Below are 21993 nucleotides of genomic sequence, written 5' to 3' on the forward strand. Positions count from 1 at the left end.
TCACATGAATTTTATTATTAAGCATGAAATAAAAGGCCGCCTTCGCATTCACGTCGTTCGGAGCAGGATGACGTATGCGGAGGCGGATACTCTTTGCTGGTTTCTGGAAAAGCAGGAAGGCATTACAAACGTAAAGGTGTATGAGCGTACCGCAGATGCAGCAATCTGCTATACAGGAGACAGAGAAAAGCTGATTTGGATTTTAAGGCGGTTTCGCTTTGAAACTGCGGAGATACCGGAGCAGGTTCTGGCATCCTCAGGCCGGACGCTGAATACCTTTTACAGGGAACAGCTGATTGAAAAAACATTGCTTCATTATGCAGGAAAGCTGATTCTTCCCAGTCCGGTCAGAAAACTTTGGCTTGGATGGAAAGCAGTAAGATACATAGGAAAAGGAATTGGGTGTCTGGCCAGAGGAAAGATCGAGGTGCCGGTTCTGGATGCTACAGCTATTAGTGTGTCTGTATTGCGGGGGGATTTTAATATAGCCGGATCGGTTATGTTTCTTCTCGGAATCGGAGAACTGCTGGAAGAATGGACCCACAAAAAATCAGTGGGAGATCTAGCGCGAAGCATGTCGGTTCAGGTAAAAAAGGTATGGCTTAAACGTGGAGAACAGGAGATCCTGGTTCCTTCCTCGAAGGTTTTGCCGGGAGATACGGTTGTGATATATATGGGAATGGTGATTCCCTTTGACGGAGAGGTGTCTGCCGGGGAAGGTATGGTGAATCAGGCTTCTTTAACCGGTGAGGCGCTTCCTGTAAGAAGGACGGAGGGTCAGTCAGTATTTGCAGGAACTGTTTTGGAAGAGGGAGAGTTGGAGATTGTGGTCAGAGCGGTTTCCGGTTCAACCCGGTTTGAAAAAATCGCGGCTATGATTGAGGAGTCGGAAAAACTGAAATCCGGTCTGGAAAGCAAGGCAGAGCATCTGGCAGACCGCCTGGTGCCATATACCCTTTTGGGAACAGGCGCGGTCTGGCTGATGACCCGGAATGTGACAAAGGCTCTTTCCGTTCTTATGGTAGATTTTTCCTGTGCTCTGAAGCTGGCTATGCCAATTGCCGTACTTTCTGCAATCCGGCAGGCAGGGCAGGCCGGACTGACGGTAAAGGGCGGCAAATATCTGGAAGCGGTGGCAGAGGCGGATACGATTGTATTTGATAAGACAGGTACCCTGACGAGGGCAAAGCCGACAGTAAAAGCGGTGGTTGTTTTTGGAGATTATCCGGAGTCGGAGGCACTGCGCATTGCGGCCTGTTTAGAGGAGCATTTTCCGCATTCTATGGCCAGGGCTGTGGTGGAGGCTGCAAAAAAGAGAAAACTGTACCACGAGGAAATGCATTCAAAGGTAGAATATATTGTGGCCCATGGAATTTCTTCTTATATAGAGGAAAAGCGGGTAATTGTGGGAAGCAGGCATTTTGTTTTTGAAGATGAGAAATGCCGGATACGTCCGGAATACCAACAGAGGTTTGAGGAGCTGCCGGAGGAGTATTCCCATTTGTATCTGGCAGTAGACGGAGAACTGGCGGCAGTTATCTGCATTGAGGATCCTCTGCGGGAGGAGGCGAAAGCGGTTATTCAACTTCTTAGGGAAGCAGGCATTTCAAAAATTGTCATGATGACGGGAGACAGTGAGAAAACGGCAGCATCCATTGCCCAGCGTGTTGGTGTGGACGAGTATTATTCAGAGGTTTTGCCAGAGGATAAAGCGGATTTTATTGAAAGAGAAAAGGCGGCAGGCAGGAAGGTAGTGATGATTGGAGACGGAATCAATGATTCGCCGGCTTTGTCTGCTTCAGATGCGGGAATTGCTGTCAGCGGTGGTGCGGAGCTTGCCAGAGAGATTGCGGATATTATGATTGAGGCGGAGGATCTGCACGAAATTGTTATGCTGAAATATCTTTCTGATGCCATGATGCGGCGGATTCATAAAAATTACAAAGAAATTATTGGAATTAACAGCGGACTGATTGTTTTGGGCGTAGCTGGATGGATTCAGCCGACAGCCTCTGCTCTGCTGCACAATATGTCTACACTGACAATAAGCCTGAATAGTATGAGAAGTCTTCTTTGTGACAAGGGACATAGTCTGCCGAAAAAGAGTGAAAAATCTTTCCAGACATATTGACTTTAGAAGATTAAGTTGCTATAATTTTTCTACGAAAAGAAACGAGCGAAGGGGCTCTGCCGTATGGCAGAGCCCTGTCTTTCTTTCATAGGAAATTGCGTCCTGTGAAAGAAAGCGCTTCGCAGGGATCGCCATGCGGCGGAAGAGAATTTTACCGCAAGGCTGCGCATTGTGCGCCAGTGGAAAATGGCTGTTGATACAGCTGTGCTTCAGCGCGAGAATGTACCGAAGCACATTCTTTCTTAATTTTATGGGAAATGCAAGGAGGAGAATGAAAATGTCCTATGTTGATGAGATCTATAACAGAGTTGTTGAACAGAATCCGGGCGAGCCGGAATTCCATCAGGCAGTAAAAGAGGTATTAGACTCTTTAAAGCTGGTAATTGACGCAAACGAAGAGAAATATCGCAAGGCTGGTGTTCTGGAGCGTTTTACAGAGCCGGAAAGAATTGTTTCCTTCAAGGTTCCGTGGGTGGATGACAAGGGAAATGTACAGGTGAATAAGGGCTACCGTGTACAGTTTAACAGCGCTATCGGACCTTACAAGGGCGGTCTGCGTTTCCATCCGTCTGTAAACCAGAGTATTTTAAAATTCCTGGGCTTTGAGCAGACTCTGAAAAATTCTCTGACCGGGCTTCCCATGGGCGGCGGTAAGGGCGGCTCAAACTTTGATCCCAAGGGCAAATCTGATCGTGAAATCATGGCCTTCTGCCAGAGCTTTATGACTGAGCTGTATCGCCACATTGGCAAGGATACCGATATTCCTGCCGGCGATATTGGTGTTGGCGGAAGAGAGGTTGGCTATATGTTCGGCCAGTATAAGAGACTGACTGGATTATACGAGGGTGTTCTGACTGGTAAGGGTCTGACCTTTGGCGGTTCTCTGGCAAGAACTCAGGCAACCGGCTATGGACTGATTTATATTCTGGATGAAATGTTAAAGCACAATGGAAAGACTCTGGAGGGACAGCGGGTTCTGGTATCCGGTTCCGGAAATGTGGCAATTTATGCGACAGAGAAAGCGCAGCAGCTGGGCGCAAAGGTTGTTGCCATGAGCGATTCCAACGGTTATATTTACGACAAGGACGGTATTAAGCTGGATGTTGTAAAGGAGATTAAGGAAGTACGCCGCGGACGTATCAAAGAGTATGCAGATGCTGTTCCGGGCGCTGTATATACAGAAGGCAAGGGCATCTGGACCATTCCCTGCGACATTGCTCTGCCCTGTGCAACCCAGAATGAACTGAATCTGGATGATGCAAAGGCATTAAAGGCAAACGGCTGCTTCGCAGTTGCCGAGGGTGCGAATATGCCTTCCACCAGAGAAGCAACCGATTTCTTCCTGGCAAACGGAATGCTGTTTATGCCGGGTAAGGCAGCAAATGCAGGCGGCGTGGCAACCTCCGGTCTGGAGCAGAGCCAGAACAGCCTGAGAATGTCCTGGAGCTTTGAAGAGGTAGATGCAAAACTTCATGACATTATGGTAAATATCTTCGCAAAAGTGGATGATGCCGGAAAGCGCTACGGCGTAGAGGGCAACTATGTGGCAGGCGCCAACATTGCAGGCTTTGAGAAGGTTGTAGAAGCCATGATTGCTCAGGGTGTTGTATAAATCGGGAAGTATTTGTTTCCCTTGTCCCGGCAGAAGGTATTTTCAGTCTGCCGGGACAGAAAATTCTGCTGAATCCCCCATACCATAAGCAGAAAAAGGATGAGAAATGGGCTGCGGAAAACAGTTTTTGTTTTCCGCAGCCCATTTTGCTTCAGAACCATAGGAAAAGAAGGTCAGGAGGCCTGTTTCAAGGTCATATGGAACGAAAAACGGCGATTTTTTCGATCCAGGATTTCCTCCTCCTGCACGCAGGCAGAGGTGCTGAGAAATCCGTCAAATTTCTCCATAAACCGATACCCCATAATAAACAGAAAACAAATGATTGCAATAATGATTACCGCTGCCATAATGTCACCTTCCTTTCCTGGCTTCTTTTTTATTGTGTCAGTTTAGTTGTTATCTTTAATTATATTATAAAGGATTCTGCATTAGTTTTGGATTGGCGTTTGGGCGCTCCTGTTAAGATTTTATAAATATGAAAATGGAAATTTGATAAGGATTCCTGATTTTAATGAAAGCTTAATGTCAGTGGAACAGATAGGGCGAAATACAGGATTTCTTCTGTGGGAGAAACGTGTTATAGTTATAAAAGAAATAAGCGGTGCAGAGGAGGAAGTATGGTGGCGCAGGGGTACAGAGGGGAAAGAATTACCAGGATTGGCGATATTGCAAAAAGCATTCTGCTTCTGGCAGCGGCAACGGGCACAGGAACGCTTTTTCAGAAGATAAATCTGCCGGAATCCAATATTATTATGGCTTATATTATTGGCGTGCTGTTTATATCTGTGGCAACATCCCGGAGGATTTACGGGCTTATTTCCTCGGTGTTCAGCGTACTGGCCTTTAATTATTTTTTTACTGTGCCGTATTTTACGCTGAAGGCCTACAGTGATGATTATCCAGTTACATTTCTGACCATGTTTTTGACAGCATTTATTACCAGTACGCTGGCAGTACGTATGAAGCAGCAGACAAAGGATGCGTCGGAGGCAGCCTATAGAACGCATATTCTTCTGGAAACCAATCAGCTGATCCAGCAGCAGGGGGAACGCAGAGAAATGCTTCGAGTGGTTGCAGGACAGCTGGTGAAACTTCTGAGGCGGGATATTATTTTTTATATGGCAGAAGCGGACGGCTTGTCGGCGCCGTATATATTCCCGGCAGAGCCGGAGCATGAGACAGGAAATCTGGAGCAGAAAATGCTGCGCCATGCAGAATACAGCAGCAAAAAGGAGCGGCAGGCAGCAGAGCAGGCGTTTTGCAGCGGAGAACCGGCCGGGGCAGGAACGGAGATCATGCCGCAGACACGGTGCCGCTACCTGGCAATTCGTTCTGGAGACAGGGTTTATGGGGCTGTCGGCATTCCGATTCCAGGTCCGGAGGAAGAGCCGGAAAAATTTGAGTACAGTATCACGATTTCCATTCTGGGAGAATGCGCTCTGGCATTGGAAAAGGAGGAGGCGCTGAGGGCCAGGGAGGAAAGTGCTCTTCTGGCGAAAAATGAGCAGCTTCGAGCCAATCTTCTCCGCTCAATTTCCCATGATTTGAGGACGCCGCTGACTACGATTTCGGGAAATGCGGGGATTCTGCTGTCGAATGAAAACAGTCTGGACAGCGGCAGCCGCAGACAGCTGTATGAAAATATTTATGATGATTCCCTGTGGCTGATTAATCTGGTGGAGAATCTTCTTTCTGTTACCAGAATTGAAGATGGAACTATGCAGCTTCATTTATCTACAGAGCTGATGGATGAGGTGATTACAGAAGCACTGCAGCATATAAATCGGAGAAAGACGGATCATGAAATTTTGGTGGTGCCGTCAGAGGAATTTTTCCTGGTGAAAATAGATGCCAGACTGATTATGCAGGTGATTATTAATATTGTGGACAATGCCATGAAATACACGCCGCCTGGTTCCCGGATTACCATATCTGCCAGAAGGCAGGAAAATTGTGTGGTGGTGGATATTGCCGACAACGGAAGGGGGCTTTCTGATGAAGCAAAGGCCCGGGTTTTTGACAGGTTTTTTGTTGCAGGCGAAGGAGTGGTAGACAGCAGGAGGAGCCTGGGATTGGGATTGTCTTTATGCAGGTCTATTATTATGGCACATGGGGGAACGATAGAGGCGCTGGATAATCAGCCCCACGGCGCGCTGTTTCGTTTTACATTGCCAGAAGAGGAGGTAACATTACGTGAATAAACCGTTGGTACTGGTGGTAGAGGATGACGGAGCGATCCGAAATTTGATTACAACCACCCTGGAGACAAGAGATTATAAATACTGTACAGCGGAAAATGGCGGGCAGGCAATTATGGAAACGGTATCGAGAAATCCGGAGGTGATGCTTCTGGATCTGGGTCTGCCGGATATGGATGGAGTGGATGTTATTCGAAAGGTGCGCAGCTGGTCGAAAATGCCGATTATTGTGATCAGCGCCCGCAGCGAGGAGACGGATAAAATTGAAGCTCTGGACGCAGGTGCAGATGATTATCTGACCAAGCCTTTTTCTGTAGAAGAGCTGCTGGCCCGCCTGCGGGTAACCTTTCGACGTCTGAATTATATGGCGGCAGCAGGTGAAGACAATCATTCTGTGTTTGAAAATGGAGATTTGAAGATTGATTATGCGTCCTGCTGTGTTTTTCTGAACGGAACTCAGCTTCATCTAACTCCGATCGAATACAAGCTGCTCTGCCTCCTAGCCCGGAATGTGGGAAAGGTGCTGACGCATTCTTATATTACCAAAGAAGTCTGGGGAAGCAGCTGGGATAATGATGTGGCGTCTCTGCGGGTATTTATGGCAACATTGCGGAAAAAGATTGAAAAGGATCCTTCGGATCCTCAGTATATCCAGACTCATGTGGGAATCGGCTATAGGATGCTGCGGGTGGAGACAGACGATTAGCTATAGAGGAAGTAGAAGGAATGCGGGGAGGGAGCGGAATGCCCGAGCGGGGAGGCCAGTCGAATGTGCGGAGACGAGGAAGTCTGGTAATGCGGCGGTGAATAAGGAAAAAGCAAAGGTTACAATTGAAAAAAGAGAAGCTATCATGTATAATGATTGGGTAGATGTAAGGCGAAGGACTTTCTTCGCCTTTTCCTGACTCTGAAAATGAGAAAGTGAATGAAAAAGACAGCAGAAAGTGAAGGCCTTTCAGTAAGCGTTATTTTTTCGGTCAACGGAACCGTCTGTAAGCTGGAACAGGCGGTAAGTTGGAAGATCTGGTAAGTGGAATTGACCGATAAGCTGGAACAGGCGGTAAACAGGAATAGCCGATAAGCAGAGAATGCAGAGCTGATTCCGTACAAAGAAAAGAAGGTGAAGGAATGCATAGATTTTTGAGAAGTGTTGGATTTCGTACTTATATAAAAAAGCGGGATATTGAGAAAATGCTTTTAGAGCTGGAAAAGACAGCTCTGAGACGGAGAATCGAGATAGATACCGATGAGAATCTCTGTGAGCTGAGAGCAGAGCTGGCTCCCGGTATGGGGATTGTTCTGGTAGGGGAGATGGATGAACAGGGAATATTCCATCGGGAGTTTTATTATCCCTATCTGAGCAGCAGCGATATATCATCAAAAGCAGAATGCTCCATTCAGCGGCACACAGAAAAGGAAACCTATGCCGGCCTTCTGGATGAATATCGAGTAGGAATTTCTCTGATTTTTTATTTAGAAAATGGTTTTGAATATCGGGAACGGAAGCTGAATAAATCATCCCGCCAGGTAGAAGCTGTGAATCTGACCGGTCTGGCGATGGATGGCAAAATTCTTCTTCCGCTTCACAAAACGAGAAAGCAGATTGAGCTGGCAAAGGTGGCAGCAAAGGATCGCACAAACCTGATTGAGGCGGCAAAAAACGGAGATGAGGATGCCATGGAGACCCTGACCATTGAGGATATTGATATGTATTCTCAGATCTCCAGGAGAGCCATGAAGGAAGATTTGTATTCCATTGTAGATTCCTGCTTTATGCCCTGTGGAATTGAGTGCGACCAGTATTCTGTGATTGGCGAGATTACCCACATTGAAGAAAAGAAAAACAGCTTTACAGGAGAAATGGTTTACGATCTGACGCTGGACTGCAACGATATGCTTTTTCATGTAGGTATCGGGGCGGAGGACCTGATGGGCGAGCCGAAGGTTGGCCGCCGGTTTAAAGGGCAGATCTGGATGCAGGGAGCTGCAAAGTTTGTGGAAGGCTAGGGCAGAGGCCTTGGGCGTAGAGACGGGAATGATCACAGCGCTGTGAAGCTGACAATTCCGGAGCTGGAACGGGCTGCGGATACAGTAGACTGGGTGAATGTGTGCAGGGAATAAAGGAAATGTGGGAAAACACCCTTGACGATCAGGGTGTTTTTCTTTATAATAAGCAAAGTGGGGATTGCCTTTGCAGTTCTCAGGATAGACTGGGATAGTTTCAGTCCCAGAAAAATGAATGGTCCAGATACCGATTTCGAAGGCAGAAATCATAGAAAATCTTGATTTTAAACTGAAAATCGGCATTGGTTTCCTTAGTTAAATGGATATAACAAGCGCCTCCTAAGCGCTAGTTGTGGGTTCGATTCCCGCAGGAAACGTACTAAGCGGATTGATTAGAAAATATTCTAAATCAATCCGTTTTTTTCATTTTCGTTACGATTTTGGGCTGGTAAGCAGTCAGCCGTTTGACGACCACCCTATAGAGTATACTCCCAGGGGGGAGGACAAATATAGGGAATGCTTATGTACTAACTTTGATTTTATCAAGGATGTTGTCCCTCCAATCAACAAACTTCAAAAAATGTTTCCTGTTTGATATACTTTAGCCAAGTTAAATAGCTTGATTAAAGGATGTCACAAGTAGGAGGGAAAATTATGTTTGAAGAAAAAATCGAAGAGTTAAATCAGTTGTTAGAAAGTAAGCAGGGAGTATTTGATAAAAGAACCTATACGGTTGATGAAATTCAGGACATTCTGAGTATCAGCAAACCAAGTGCTTACAATCTGGTAAAACAAGGCTTATTCCGTTCTGTTCGTATCGGCGGCTCTATCCGAATTTCTAAAAAGAGCTTTGATGAATGGCTGGATGGTCAGCTATAAAATTTACATAGACCTATTATGTGGTGAAGAAAAATTATTTTAAGGTTGTTACTGTAGGAACCACGATGCGAGTCATGGCTTCCAGTTTTGAAGAATGGTGCGCAAACCAGAGATGTACTCCTAGTTTTATCAGTTATAACTGATAAAAACTATAATTCATCAAACTTTGACAGTTATAAAAAGGAACAGACGAAGCAAGTTCAATGCATCATTTGCGAAAAAATCAGAAAATGCCGCATACCACCCATTTACTCCACATAAAACATAATTTTTGTAATATATTCATCCTCATCTCCAGTAGAGAGATAATCATTGATTGCAAATTCGTAGGAATCTGAAATAATATGCAAATGCTTATTTCTGCAGTATTCCAGGATTCGTTCATATGCTTTTCCGATAGAAATATAAGTTCCTGTATGATAGGTAAATACACTTTTTCCGGCAGGAAGCTTGACAACGCCAGGAACGTGATCGATTTTTTCAATGGGAAGAAAGGCAAATGCCGCTTCGGTGTATCTGCCATTTAAAATATGCTCATAGGGAACGATTGCCCCGCTTTGGAAGAAGATGGGAAGCTGTTCCCTGAAGGAGCGGACAAAACACTCTTTTGTAGCGATACTGACGCTCTCCAGGGTGTGAGGAGAGGGAACCTCCTGGATCAGAATATACTGGTTTTTTACGTTTTCTAAGGCAACAATATCACTGCTGTTACGAATAGCGACTGCATGTTCCAGCTGCCGGCAGCGATGCTCCACACGGTTTCTTATCATTTGCAGCTCCTGGATTTGCTGCTCAATGATAGTAAGCTGTTTGCGCAATGTGACAATAGAATGGTCAATGGTGTAGTTTTCCATGTATGTCTTGATTTCATTCAGAGAAAATCCGATTTTTTTCATAATACAAATGGTATCTAAATAATCGAGCTGACTGGAACTGTAATATCGATACCCATTTTCCGGATCAACATAGGCAGGAGGAAACAGGCCGATTTTATCATAAAAAATTAAAGTCTGGCGTGAAATATTTTGTTGTTTTGACAGTTCTCCAATGGAAAATAGATTTTTCATAAAATACCCCTTGACTGTATAGTTGCTATATAGTTTATAACTATATCATAAAAGTATAAACCAATCAAGGAGGTTGTTTTTGTTGTTATCTTATATATCTGAGCTTTGGAACAAGGTGAAGGATGGGCTGACTGTCAAAAAAATATTGTTGATTATGCTTGGGGCAATGATATATACGTTTGGCGTTCACAATATCCATCAGCGAACAAATATTACAGAGGGCGGCGTTATCGGTCTGATGCTGCTTATTGAGCATTGGCTGCAAATGTCTCCGGCTTATATTACTCCGATTCTTGATCTTGCCTGTTATCTGCTGGCGTTTAAGTTTCTGGGAGGAAATTTTATTAAGGTATCCATTATTTCGACCATGTTTGTGTCAGGCTTTTATAAAATCTGGGAGCTGTTTCCTCCAATGCTTCCTGACTTATCGGAATATCCCCTCATTGCCGCTGTGTTAGGTGGTATTTTTGTGGGTGTAGGTGTTGGATTGATTGTAAGGCAGGGGGGATCCAGTGGAGGTGATGATGCATTGGCATTGACAATTTCTCATATCCTTCATTGGCGTTTATCACGGGCATATTTGTTTACGGATACGGTGGTTTTAGTATTATCTTTAACGTATATTCCTGTTGCGCGGATTGTTTTTTCACTGATTACTGTGAATCTTTCTTCTTTATTGATTGACTGGATCCAGGAGTATCGGAGTCGGGAAGAGACGGGGATTGAGAAGTGTTATGCTACAGAAGCTGTCGATACTGGCCGTGCGGGGAGACTATAAACGGAAGAGAATGATATTGCAGTATAGGAAAAATATTGGAAAATACCAGATGCAGGGCGGGGACGAAGGTCCCCGCCCTGCAGTATTATAGAGAACTTATGAATTGGATTCACCCTCCTGCGGGGTGGATTTTTTCTTTTTCCGGAAGAAACATTTGGCATTGCCGACTTTCCTTCTAAGGAGCCAGATAAGCAGAAGAATAAGGAGAACAGCCGGAACCCAGAAGGGCGCCAGGGTCAAAATACTGATAAGTAAATTGAGAAGAAGCTGTCCCATAGAAGCCAGATTGTTTTGAAAATCGCGGCTGATTCGCTGGGCGGCAGTCAGTGGCTTAGATGGAGTCAGGCGGCTTTCGTCTGCTTCATAAAGGGTTAGATGAACGGTGCTGTATTCCACCTGATTGTTGTAAAGGCGAAGGCGTGCCTCCAGGGATTCCAGTTCATAACGGATTTCTGAAAGCCGTTCTTCCAGAGCAATAACAGATTCCAGACTTTCTGCTTTTTCCAGCAGGGCCCAGATACGTTCCTGCTCAATTTCCAGAGATTTTTTTCGGCTTTCTACATCAGAATATTGAAGAGTAACATCCTCTGTGGTTTCAGATTGGCTGACAACATTACCGCTGGCCTGAGCTGCCTGGAGAAAGGCTTCCAGGTGTTTGGTGGGAATTCGGACAGTCATGGAAGCGTGACGGAGAATCGGTTCTCCGGCGTAATTGAGACGGCTTCCGGTAACCTCAGACTGTTCTGTATAGCCTTCCAGAGCGGAGATTTTTTCATGGACAGACTGAATGGAGCTGTCAAAATCGGTTGTTTCCATGTCCAGCCATACGGTGCGGATCAGCTTTCTTCCAGCCTGTACCGGAGTGGGCTGACTGCTTTCGTTTTGGGCAGGCATTTCGCTTCCCGCGCTGGTGTCTGCAGCGGTTCCGAAGTCGGCGCTGCCATTTTCTTCAAGGGCGCCTTCAGGGGAAGGGGATCCGGCAGCAGGGGCAGCGGCGGCAGTCTCAGCTACAGTGACGCTTTTTTCCGATGAGGCCCCGCAGCCAGTCAGGGCAAGGGCGGCGGCCAGAAAGAAAACAGGGAGATGAAGAAAGTTTGACGATCGTATTTTCATAATATACCTCCTCTTTGAAACAAACACGCATATTTTCTGATGTAAGAATACCATAAAAAGATGGACAATTTCAATGAATATTAAAAAATGTAAGAAAATTTCATTTGTTTTTAAGAGATGAGTTTACTTAAAATTTTCAAATTTGCGGTAGTGGTTTTTACCTGATGCCTGTAAATTATTCATACAGAGAAGACAAACCAGGATGAAATCAGAAAGGAAAATTGAGTGGAAAGTAAAATCGTTTTGGAGAATATTGAGAAGTCATATGGGAAAGAAGCACCTGTTATTGAAGGGTTAAATCTTGAAATTGGAGAAGGAAGCTTTACCGTATTGCTCGGGCCGTCCGGATGTGGAAAATCTACAACACTTCGCATGATTGCCGGACTTGAAGAGGAGACGGGAGGCACCTTATATATTGACGGGAAGGATATGAAGGAAGTGAAACCTGGCGACAGAGATATTGCAATGGTTTTTCAGAATTATGCTTTGTATCCGACCATGACCGTGAGGGAAAATATTGAATTTGGACTTAAAAATGCAGGGGTTGCAAAGAAAGAGAGGGAGGAACGTATTTGCGAAGTCAGCAGATCGGTTGGACTGGAGGAATACTTAAATCGAAAACCCAGCGCTTTATCAGGAGGACAGCGTCAGAGAGTTGCTTTGGCAAGAGCGATGGTAAAAAAACCGGGAGTTTTTCTTATGGATGAACCTTTGTCCAATCTGGATGCCAAGCTGCGCTCACAGCTGCGGACAGATTTGATTGAGCTGCATAACCGGCTGGGCTCTACGTTTGTATATGTGACTCATGACCAGGTAGAGGCCATGTCTATGGGAACGCAGATTGTTTTGATGAATAAGGGAAAAATCATGCAGTGCGGGACTCCTCACACAATTTATCACGACCCGGATAATGTGTTTACAGCTCAGTTTATTGGAACACCGCCTATGAATATATTGAAACAGAATCAGGTTCATTATGAGCATTTGCCGGTTGAAAATGTCTGCTATCTTGGCTTTCGCCCGGAGTATGTAACCTTTTATGAGGATGTGCCAGATGAAAAACAAAAGGGATTGATAATTGACGGAAAGGTGATTACCCATGAAATGCTGGGCATAGAAACTCTGTATAAAATTGATACCTGTTATGGACGGATTCAGGCAAAAATTTTTGATGATAAGAAAGCTGTTGACGGGAATGTAAAGATGTTTATTCCTCACAATAGAATCTTGTATTTTGATGAGGAAGAACAGAGAATCCGATAATTTTAAGCGAGAGGAAGGAGATTATGATGGATGCAGGCGTAATAAATAGCAGAGTCAAACTGCAGTCAGAGCATGTGGAAATCGGCACTTTATGGAAGGATGGAGTGAGGAAAGGGCTGCCCTATTTGATGATAGCTCCCGCAATGGCAGTCAGCCTTGTGTTTCTTGTATATCCGATATTATACATGTTTAAATTGGGCTTTTATAAATGGAATATGGTTGGAGAAATGAAGTTCATCGGACTGGACAATTATGTGTCACTGATGACAGATCCGGAGTTTATGCAGGTGCTGAAAAATACTTGTCAGTTTTCTTTTTGGACCGTGGCAGGCTGCATTACACTGGGGATGATTTTTGCTCTTTATCTTAATAAAAATGCCAAATTTGAACGGCTTGTACAGGTGATTATGTTTACACCATATGTACTTCCTATGATTTCCATTGCCTTTATCTGGATGTGGATTATGGATGGAGATATTGGCCTTTTAAATTATATTTTGGGATTCTTTGGAATCGAAAAAATAAGGTGGCTGGACGATCCTCAAGTGGCAATGTATTCCCTGATTTTGGTTAATATCTGGAAGGGAGTTGGCTATTACACATTGATTATTTTATCTGCGCTTCAGAGTATTCCAAAGTATATTTATGAGGCAGCAGAGCTGGATCAGGCACATCCGGTTACGACATTTTTCAAACTTACTCTTCCTATGTTGTCACCGACTTTGTTCTTCCTGTCTATTACAGCTGTTATCAGTTCCTTTAAGGTTTTTGAAACAGTAAATGTGATGACTGCCGGAGGACCGCAGAATTCAACTACCAGCCTGGTATATTACATTTATCAGTATGGATTTCAGTTTTATAAGATCGGCTATGCATCTGCTGTTGGTGTAATTTTAATGGTAATTGTAGGTATTTTTACCCTCGTATATTTTGGATGTCTGCAGAAAAAAGTTCACTATCAATAACATAAAAGCATAGGAGACGGAGTATGAAATATATATCAAAAGCTGTCAGATTCATGATAAATCTGCTTTTGACAGCCATCTTTTTTGTTCCCCTTTACTGGATGGCATTAACAGCCTTTAAGACGGCGGCGCAGGCCCTTCAGTCGCCGCCAACATTCTGGGTAAGTGATCCTCAGTGGGAAAATTTTGCAAGGGCAATTGAGGTAATTCCATTTTTTCATTTTTTGAAAAATTCGCTTATTGTAACAGCTGGAATTATGGTTTTGCAGATGGTGACGGTGATTCCCGCTGCTTATGCGTTTGCCAGATATGAATTTTTGGGAAAGAAACTGTCTTTTGGAGTGATTCTGGCGACTATGATGATTCCCTCGCAGCTGATTTTTCTTCCGGTATTTTTAATGCTGAGTAAGTGGGGACTGATCAATACCTACTGGTCCCTGATTCTTCCGCAGGCTACCAGCGCATTTGCAATTTTTATGCTGCGGCAGAATTTTAAGCAGATTCCGGAAGAGCTGATTGAGGCGGCGCGGCTGGATAAAGCCGGAGAATTGAAAATCATCACGCATATTATGCTGCCCATTGCAAAACCAACAGTTATTATGCTGGGAATGCTGACATTTGTTGGAACCTGGAATGATTATTTTTGGCCGATGGTTTTGACGACAACGGATGCAGTACGGACACTTCCGGTTGGATTGACGATGCTGCGGAGTGTAGAAAATGGAGTATACCAGCACATTTTAATGGCTGGAAATGTACTGCTGATGGCGCCGATTATTTTTATTTATATGATTGCCCAGAAGCAGATTATCAAAGGTTTTACCTATATGGGAGTAAAGTAAAAATCATAAAAATTTTCCCAAAACAGGGTTAATATAAAACAGCTAAAAGAGCGAAAAGAACAAATAAAGAGGAGAAGAAAATGAAAAATCAAAAGAGAATTTTAGGCGCAGCAGCAATGGCATGTATCGTTGCAGGAACTTTGGCAGGATGCGGAAATTCCGGGACAGATAAGGCAGAAAGCAGCGCTGTTGTGTCCAGTGAGGCAGGAAAAAAAGAGGAATCTACCGCAGACGGAAATGTAACGGAATTAACCTACTGGTATTGCTGGACAGACAAAATTCAGGAAAATAATCTGGAGATGACAGAGTTATTTAATGAGACAGTAGGAAAGGAAAAGGGCATTCATGTTACAGCAGAATACCAGGGAACCTACGACGAGTGTCATCAGAAGCTTCAGGCAGCATTTGTTGCCAATGAGATGCCGGATGTCTCCGTTATGGAGATTAGCTCGATTCGCAGATTTGCTGAAAATGGGGTGATTGAACCATTAGATTCCTATATTGCGGCATCTGGAGTGGATATGACAGATTTTTACGATGCTCTGCTGTTAAACGGTGAGGTAGATGGTTCCTGTTATGGTCTGCCCTATTTAAGAAGCACTCCAATTATGTACTACAATAATTCTTTGCTGAAAGAAGCTGGATACGACGGTGCAAATTTAAAGACCTGGGATGATTTGAAGGAAATGGCAACTGGTGTACATGAAAAAACTGGAAAATACGGGATTTCTCAGTACAGTTATACCTGGACTTTGGATGCCTTTATGATTGAACATGGAAGCTCTATTTTAAATGATGATGAGACAGCTACCAATCTGAATTCAGAGGCAGGAAAAGAAGTAATTGGGTTTTATCGTGATTTGATTGATCAGGGTGTAGTACATGCTTTTAACAGTAATGAATCTGATAAAGTAACTGCAGATGTGCAGAATGAAGACACAGCTATCTGGTTTAGTTCTACCGGTGATTTAACGAAATTTGCATCTATCGCAGATGAGCTGGGCTTTGAACTGGGAGTAGGATTTATTCCTATGGATCAGTGCTACGGAACCCCTACCGGCGGCTGCAATCTGGTTATGATGAGCAAGATTCCTGACAAGAAAAAGGAAGCAGCCTGGGAGTTTATTAACTTTATGACTGACACAGAGCAGACAGTGAAATCTTCGATTAAAACTGGTTATTTACCAGCCAGAAAGAGTGCCGGGGAATCGGATACGATGAAAGCTTATTTTGCAGAAATGCCTATGGCTCGAGTAGCATTAGATCAGCTGGCTTATGCAAATCGTGCAGCATATTCCAATCCGAATTATACAGAGGCGACAGAGGCAATTAAAAGCGCTTTGGATGCTATTTATATCAACAATAGCGATATAGATACAACCCTGGCTGATATGGAAACAAAGGTAAATAAGATTTTAAATCAGTAGGTAATCAGAAGGAGAAAAGAATGAAAAATAAGTTGATTATACTTTCAGCAGATGCCATGGTAACAGAGGATTTGGAACTGTTTTCCACTTTGCCTGGATATCAGAAATATTTGGATGGAGGATGCAGAATTAACCGTGTGGAGTCTATTTATCCAACGGTTACTTATCCCTGCCACACAACAATGATGACAGGAAACTATCCCAATCGCCATGGAGTTACCAGCAACTTTGTTCTGGCCTTTAATCAGAAACCAACACCCTGGAATCGTTATGCAGACGTGATCTGTTCACGGGATATTTTTACAGCATGCAAGGAAAAAGGCCTGACTACAGCTGCGGTGTTCTGGCCGGTAACGGGATGTCATAAGGATATTGATTATAAGATTCCGGAGTATGTTCCGGAAAATGGTGAAACCATAGAAGAGGCATTTCGTAAGATGGGCTGTGATGAGGACATGATTCGAATTGTGGAAAAAAACAGTTCGATTCTGAAACATTGGGGACATCCTTATATTGATGAGTTTATTATTGCCTGTGCCTGTGATATTCTGCGGGAAAAACAGCCAGACGTGCTTTTGATTCATCCGGCAAATATTGACGGAGCAAGACATCAGTATGGGGTATTTCATGAAATGGTGGATCGGGCTGTAGTGGATACCGATCGGTTTGTTCAGCAGCTGATGGGAGTGCAGGAGGAGCTGGGGCTTGCAGAGCAGACGAATCTGGTAGTGACTAGTGATCATGGCCAGATGGAGGTTCAGCGGATTATGAATTTGAATGTGATGCTGGCAGATTATGGCTTTCTGGATGTAAGGAAAGACGGATATGTTACAGACTGGAGAGCTTACTGCCTGTCTAACGGACTTTCTGCAGTCGTATACCTTAAGGATCCTTTGGATGAAAAGCTGTATCAGAGAGTATTTCAGCTGCTGCGCTGGATGAGAGAGGAAGGAATTTATGGAATCAGCGAGGTTCTTACCGCAGAGGAGGCAGATGAAAAATACAGACTGAACGGGCCATTCTCTTTTGTAATTGAGTCTGATGATTATACCTCCTTCGGAGAAAGTACATCTGGCCCGCTGGTAGAAAGCTTTGGAGACAGGGACTACCGGTATGGAAGAGCTTCCCATGGATATTATCCCCAGAAAGGCCCACAGCCGGTTTTCATGGCCAAGGGACCGGATTTTGCAGAGTCTGCAGTGTTGGAGAAGGGACGTCTGATTGACCAGGCCCCGACCTATGCAAAGCTTTTGGGCGTAGCTCTGCCGGATACTGATGGGACACCAATTGATGAATTTGTGAGGGAAAAACATGCATAAAACAATCAGAATCATAGCAACCGATCTGGATGGAACCATGCTTCACCATGATAATGAGGTTTCTGTAAGAAATTACAGGGCAATTGAACATGCGGTAAATGAAGGAATGCTCTATGTAGTTGCCACTGGAAGATGCCGCTCTATTGTGCCGATTTCAAATCTTCCGGTTATGGATTATCTGATTGCAGAAAACGGCGCTGTCATTTACCGGGGCGGCACTGAGCAGGTGCTGTATCGTCAGGCAATTTCTGCCGCTCAGCTTCGGGAGGCGATCAGAATTGGGAAAAAGTACCATGCCTTTGTGGAACTTGTTTCAGATGGCAGAATCCTGATAGAGGAGGAGCTTTTAAGACAGACCGGACAGCTTCGTCTGACTAGAATTCAGGAAGAATTTCTAAGAGAAAAACGATATCTTATGATAGATTCCTTTGAAAAATATTGCAGCAAAGTGCAGGAAAACCAGGATGGAGAGGAAATTTTCCGCAAATTCCAGGTTACAAAAATCAATATTATCTGCCAGGAGGCAGAGGCCTGGCAGGGCGCTGCAAAGGAGCTGGAAGCATATGGCTTGTTTACGATAACCTCAGACGGATATGGTCTGGAGCTGACAAAAAAAGGAGTAAGCAAGGGAAGCGCAATGAAATGGCTCTGCAGCCATCTGAACCTGGATCTGAGCCATGTGATGGCATTTGGCGATGGCAGCAATGACGCCGTGCTGCTGAAGAAAGCAGGCATCGGCGTCGCCATGGACAATGCAGGAGAGGCGGTAAAGCAGTGTGCAGATTATGTAACTGGCTGCCACTACGAGGATGGAGTAGCCCAGTTTGTGGAGCAGTATGTGTTAAAACAGGCTATTTAAAATCATAAAAACGGGGCATTTCTGTCTGCACAAAAAGACAGGAATGCAGGCAGCAAATGCCCTGGTTTAAGAGAATTGGCTTCGATAAAGAGAGGCATATTTTTCGTTTTTTTCCATAAGCTCGTTGTGGGTTCCCACCTCTTTGATATCCCCGTCTTCCATGTAAAGAATCTTGTCTGCATCGCGAATCGTGGACAGCCGGTGGGCAATTACAAAGCTGGTACGGCCCTTCATAAGCTCGGCCATTGCCTTCTGAATCAGGACTTCTGTATGGGTATCTACATTGCTGGTTGCTTCATCCAGAATCATGATTTCCGGATCAGATGCAATGGCTCGGGCAATGGTTAAAAGCTGTCGTTCTCCCTGAGAAATATTCTCAGCACCTTTGCCAAGAATCATATGATATCCGCCAGGAAGGGTCTTAATAAAGCTGTGGGCACAGGCTGATTCTGCGGCAGAATAAATGCTTTTTTCGGTCATATTTTCTTTGGCATATCCGATATTTTCGGCAATAGTACCTTCAAAAAGCCAGGTATCCTGAAGCACCATTCCAAAACGACTTCTAAGTTCTTTTCGAGGCATCTTTTGAATATCTATTCCATCTACGAGAATCGATCCGCTGTTTAGTTCATAGAAGCGCATTAACAGGTTAATCAGCGTGGTTTTTCCAGCTCCAGTCGGGCCTACAATCGCAATTTTTTCTCCCGGTTCTACGCATAAATTAATTCGTTTCATTAACAGCTTATCTGGAGAATATCCAAAGGAGACATCCTGAAAAACGACAGATCCAAGGCGCTTTTGAGGGATAATACCAGGTAAGGAATCCGGGATTTCTTCTTCTGCATCCAACAGAGAAAAGAGCCGGTTTCCAGCAGCTGCAGCAGCGCTGAAGCTTCCAGACATTCCGGCAATAGCGGAAAAAGGATCCGCAAAACGCCAGGTGTATTCCAGCATTGCCTGTACATTTCCTACTGTGATTTTTCCGGTAATTGCACCAAGACAGCCAACGACAGCGCAGAGGACATATCCCAGATCGTTGACAAGCGTTGTAATCGGACTGACAGCTCCGGCAGTTATTTCTGCTTTCCGAGAACTGACTTTTAAGGCTTCATTATACGTCTCAAAAGCTTTTTTAGCCCGTTCCTGATAGTGAAAAGACTGAACAACAGTTTGTCCCTGATACATTTCTTCGATATAGCCGCCCAGCTGTCCTAAAAGCTCCTGCTGTTTCACATAATGTTTTTCACTGGCTTTCATTACACCCGCCGCGCTGAAGAGGGAGAGGGGAACCATAATGAATGGGATCAGGGAAAGGGCAGGGCTGATTGCAAGCATCATAAGGAGAACACCGACAGCGGTAGTTACCTGAGTTACCAGGGAGGTCAGATTCTGACTGATGGCATTGTTGATGGTATCCACATCATTGGTAAGAATACTGAGCAGCTCGCCGCGGGTATGGCTGTCGTAATAACTGAGCTTCATACGGTGCATTTTTTCGCTGATATCCTGACGAAGCTTCTGCATAACCTGGGCCGTGATTTTTGCCATCAGAAAGCCTTGTAATAACGAAAAAGACTGGGAAACCAGATACAGAAAAACAAGGGAAGAAAGCAGCTTTATAATAGTATCCCAGTAAAAAATACCGTCCTTTATACTGGAAAAAAGAGTTGTTGTTATCTTTCCTATAAGGAAGGGGGCAAATACCATAAAACCGGTGCTGATAACAGCAGATACAATTACAAAAATCAGCTTTGCCCAGTGAATTTTCAGATAACCTAGCAGCCGTCTGCATACTTCTGTGTGTTTCATATCAGAGAACCTCCCAACTGTAATTCTGCAATTTCCCGATAGAGCGGACAGGTGCTTAACAGTTCCTGATGCGTTCCATTTCCGATAATTTTGCCGTCATCTACAACTAAAATCTGATCTGCATCCAGAATACTGCTGATTCTCTGAGCAACAAGAATGACAGCAGCATTTCCCGTGTATTCTTTCAGATTTTGGCGGAGTCTGTGGTCTGTTTTCATGTCTAAAGCAGAGAAACTGTCATCAAAAACATAGATTTCCGACTTTTTCATAAGAGCCCGGGCGATGGCTAAGCGCTGACGCTGACCACCGGATAAATTGGCGCCTCCCTGGGCTACTGGTTCATGGAAGTCCTGTTCTTTTTTTGTAATAAATTCATCGGCGCAGGCGATTTTTGCAGCAATATTCCAATCCTCTTCCCGGCCATTTTCTTTTCCAAAATTCAGGTTTTCTGCAATATCTCCGGAAAACAGAACGTTTTTTTGAGGAACATATCCAATCAGAGAACGCAGATCCTCTATACGGTATTCTTTGGCATTGATTCCGTCAATCAGAACCTGTCCGGACAGGGGATCATAGAGTCTTGAAATTAATTTTAAAATGGTGGATTTTCCACGCCCGGTTCCTCCGATTATGGCAGTAACTTCGCCAGGGCGGGCAGTAAAGCTTACGTCCTTTAAAACTGGTTCATCAGCTCCGGGATAGGAAAAAGTCACATGGGAAAATTCAACGGTGGAACGCAGAGGACGGTTTTTCAGCGGAAAATTTCCATCTTTAATAGAGGGCTTCGTGTCCAGAACCTCAGCAATCCGGCGGGCGCAGGCATAGGTAGAAGGAAACATCATAATCACAAGCGAAAGCATCATAACAGCAGTAAGAACCATGCTGATATACTGACTGTTTGCTACCAGAGAGCCAATTTCCATTGCTCCGGATTCTACATAGCGGGCGCCGATTCCAAGAACAGCGGCAGTTGTTACACCGAAAATAACACTAATGGCAGGCATCAAAAGACTGGTAATGTGTCCGGAGGCTATGGCCGTAAGCGCGTAGTCTTCATTGGCCTTTTCAAAGCGTCTGCATTCTGCATCCTGCCTGTTAAAGGCGCGGATGACACGGACTCCTTCCAAAGACTCCAGAAACAGACGGTTCATGTGATCCAGCTTTTTCCGCAGGCGGACAGAACAGCGGGATGCAAGGGTAATGAGAAGGGTCAGCACAGCCAGTAAAACAGGGATGGCGGTCAGAAGAACAGAGCTGACTTTTCCGCCTGTAGATGCAGAAAATACCAGTCCGGCAGCGGCCATCATCGGAGCCATAAGACCTATGCGAAGAAGCATTGTCAAAAAATTCTGCACATTGGCAATGTCAGAGGTACTGCGGGTAATCAGGCTGGCAGTGCCGAAGTGATCCATCTCTGCGGCGGAAAATTCCAGGACAGAGGAAAAGACCTTTGTCCTAAGCTGTGCTGCGAAATCCGTGGAAACAGACGAGGCTGTTTTGACAGAAAGAAAGCTGATAATACAGGAAAGTACAGTAATTCCTGCCATAACAGTTCCATAAATCAGGATGACAGAGTCAGCGCCTGCGGCAACTCCGCGGCTGATCATTTGAGAGAGAAAAGCCGGCAGAAGCATCTGGCACAGGGAAGATGCAAGAACCAGAACCAGAAGTCCTGCAAGAGCGGCTTTTTTCAATTTTACAGTTGAAAATATAGTTTTCATGAAGCT

At 44.6% G+C, this 21993-nt stretch carries 18 protein-coding genes and 1 tRNA gene; 14 read left to right on the forward strand and 5 right to left on the reverse strand.

The annotated features are described in order from the left end of the window. Window positions 1-4 precede the first annotated feature (4 nt). Both ACESON_RS10220 and gdhA read left to right on the forward strand, forming a co-directional pair. Window positions 5-2131 (forward strand): heavy metal translocating P-type ATPase, encoded by a 2127-nt coding sequence (locus tag ACESON_RS10220; protein ID WP_373109679.1) that lies wholly within the window; start codon window positions 5-7, stop codon window positions 2129-2131. Window positions 2132-2408: 277 nt separating this feature from the next. Next, window positions 2409-3743: an NADP-specific glutamate dehydrogenase gene (gene gdhA / locus ACESON_RS10225; protein WP_177958991.1), complete on the forward strand. Its 1335-nt coding sequence runs from the start codon at window positions 2409-2411 to the stop codon at window positions 3741-3743. A gap of 173 nt (window positions 3744-3916) precedes the next feature. On the opposite strand, the gene ACESON_RS10230 is transcribed toward gdhA, so the two are convergent. Continuing rightward, a complete protein-coding gene (locus ACESON_RS10230; protein ID WP_177958985.1) occupies window positions 3917-4090 on the reverse strand; it encodes a hypothetical protein in 174 nt (57 codons plus the stop codon). Between the two features lie 216 nt (window positions 4091-4306). Between ACESON_RS10230 and ACESON_RS10235 the strand changes: the two genes are divergently transcribed. The 5 genes from ACESON_RS10235 to ACESON_RS10255 all read left to right on the forward strand — a co-directional run bounded on the left by ACESON_RS10235 (window position 4307) and on the right by ACESON_RS10255 (window position 8824). Continuing rightward, window positions 4307-5944, forward strand: a complete 1638-nt coding sequence (locus ACESON_RS10235) for a DUF4118 domain-containing protein (protein ID WP_373109681.1) — start codon at window positions 4307-4309, stop codon at window positions 5942-5944. Then, window positions 5937-6647: a response regulator gene (locus ACESON_RS10240; RefSeq protein ID WP_177958987.1), complete on the forward strand. Its 711-nt coding sequence runs from the start codon at window positions 5937-5939 to the stop codon at window positions 6645-6647. Before ACESON_RS10235 ends, ACESON_RS10240 begins: the two co-directional genes overlap by 8 nt. Before the next feature lie 422 nt (window positions 6648-7069). Beyond that, window positions 7070-7948 carry a DUF3881 family protein gene (locus ACESON_RS10245; RefSeq protein WP_177958988.1) on the forward strand — a complete coding sequence of 293 codons (879 nt, stop codon included), beginning with the start codon at window positions 7070-7072 and terminating at the stop codon, window positions 7946-7948. Window positions 7949-8250: 302 nt separating this feature from the next. Further along, window positions 8251-8322: transfer RNA gene (locus tag ACESON_RS10250), tRNA-Arg, on the forward strand. 277 nt (window positions 8323-8599) lie between these two features. Beyond that, window positions 8600-8824, forward strand: coding sequence for a helix-turn-helix domain-containing protein (locus tag ACESON_RS10255; RefSeq protein ID WP_373109683.1), 225 nt, complete (start codon window positions 8600-8602; stop codon window positions 8822-8824). Between the two features lie 248 nt (window positions 8825-9072). Here the strand turns inward: ACESON_RS10255 and ACESON_RS10260 are convergent, their stop codons facing one another. Further along, the gene (locus tag ACESON_RS10260) at window positions 9073-9891 is read right to left on the reverse strand and encodes a MerR family transcriptional regulator (RefSeq protein ID WP_373109685.1); all 819 of its coding nucleotides are present in this window, start codon (window positions 9889-9891) and stop codon (window positions 9073-9075) included. Between the two features lie 82 nt (window positions 9892-9973). On the opposite strand from ACESON_RS10260, the gene ACESON_RS10265 reads away from it, so the two are divergent. Continuing rightward, window positions 9974-10669, forward strand: coding sequence for a YitT family protein (locus tag ACESON_RS10265; RefSeq protein WP_373109686.1), 696 nt, complete (start codon window positions 9974-9976; stop codon window positions 10667-10669). Window positions 10670-10765: 96 nt separating this feature from the next. On the opposite strand, the gene ACESON_RS10270 is transcribed toward ACESON_RS10265, so the two are convergent. Continuing rightward, a complete protein-coding gene (locus tag ACESON_RS10270; RefSeq protein WP_373109688.1) occupies window positions 10766-11782 on the reverse strand; it encodes a DUF4349 domain-containing protein in 1017 nt (338 codons plus the stop codon). Window positions 11783-12007: 225 nt separating this feature from the next. Between ACESON_RS10270 and ACESON_RS10275 the strand changes: the two genes are divergently transcribed. From ACESON_RS10275 to ACESON_RS10300, 6 genes are all read left to right on the forward strand, one after another. Further along, window positions 12008-13045 (forward strand): ABC transporter ATP-binding protein, encoded by a 1038-nt coding sequence (locus ACESON_RS10275; RefSeq protein WP_373109690.1) that lies wholly within the window; start codon window positions 12008-12010, stop codon window positions 13043-13045. A 23-nt stretch (window positions 13046-13068) separates the two neighbouring features. Continuing rightward, a complete protein-coding gene (locus ACESON_RS10280) occupies window positions 13069-14010 on the forward strand; it encodes a carbohydrate ABC transporter permease (protein WP_373109692.1) in 942 nt (313 codons plus the stop codon). A 23-nt stretch (window positions 14011-14033) separates the two neighbouring features. Then, window positions 14034-14852 carry an ABC transporter permease subunit gene (locus tag ACESON_RS10285; protein WP_177958767.1) on the forward strand — a complete coding sequence of 273 codons (819 nt, stop codon included), beginning with the start codon at window positions 14034-14036 and terminating at the stop codon, window positions 14850-14852. Between the two features lie 80 nt (window positions 14853-14932). Further along, window positions 14933-16279, forward strand: a complete 1347-nt coding sequence (locus ACESON_RS10290) for an extracellular solute-binding protein (protein WP_177958766.1) — start codon at window positions 14933-14935, stop codon at window positions 16277-16279. A gap of 20 nt (window positions 16280-16299) precedes the next feature. Further along, window positions 16300-17598, forward strand: a complete 1299-nt coding sequence (locus ACESON_RS10295) for an alkaline phosphatase family protein (RefSeq protein ID WP_177958765.1) — start codon at window positions 16300-16302, stop codon at window positions 17596-17598. Continuing rightward, window positions 17591-18457, forward strand: coding sequence for an HAD family hydrolase (locus ACESON_RS10300; RefSeq protein ID WP_373109695.1), 867 nt, complete (start codon window positions 17591-17593; stop codon window positions 18455-18457). Before ACESON_RS10295 ends, ACESON_RS10300 begins: the two co-directional genes overlap by 8 nt. Window positions 18458-18523: 66 nt before the next feature. Here the strand turns inward: ACESON_RS10300 and ACESON_RS10305 are convergent, their stop codons facing one another. Further along, window positions 18524-20266 carry an ABC transporter ATP-binding protein gene (locus ACESON_RS10305; RefSeq protein WP_373109697.1) on the reverse strand — a complete coding sequence of 581 codons (1743 nt, stop codon included), beginning with the start codon at window positions 20264-20266 and terminating at the stop codon, window positions 18524-18526. Further along, window positions 20263-21987 carry an ABC transporter ATP-binding protein gene (locus tag ACESON_RS10310; protein WP_373109699.1) on the reverse strand — a complete coding sequence of 575 codons (1725 nt, stop codon included), beginning with the start codon at window positions 21985-21987 and terminating at the stop codon, window positions 20263-20265. Before ACESON_RS10310 ends, ACESON_RS10305 begins: the two co-directional genes overlap by 4 nt. Window positions 21988-21993 lie beyond the last annotated feature (6 nt).

The organism is Lachnoclostridium sp. Marseille-P6806 (assembly GCF_964238185.1).
Lineage (GTDB): Bacteria > Bacillota > Clostridia > Lachnospirales > Lachnospiraceae > Brotaphodocola.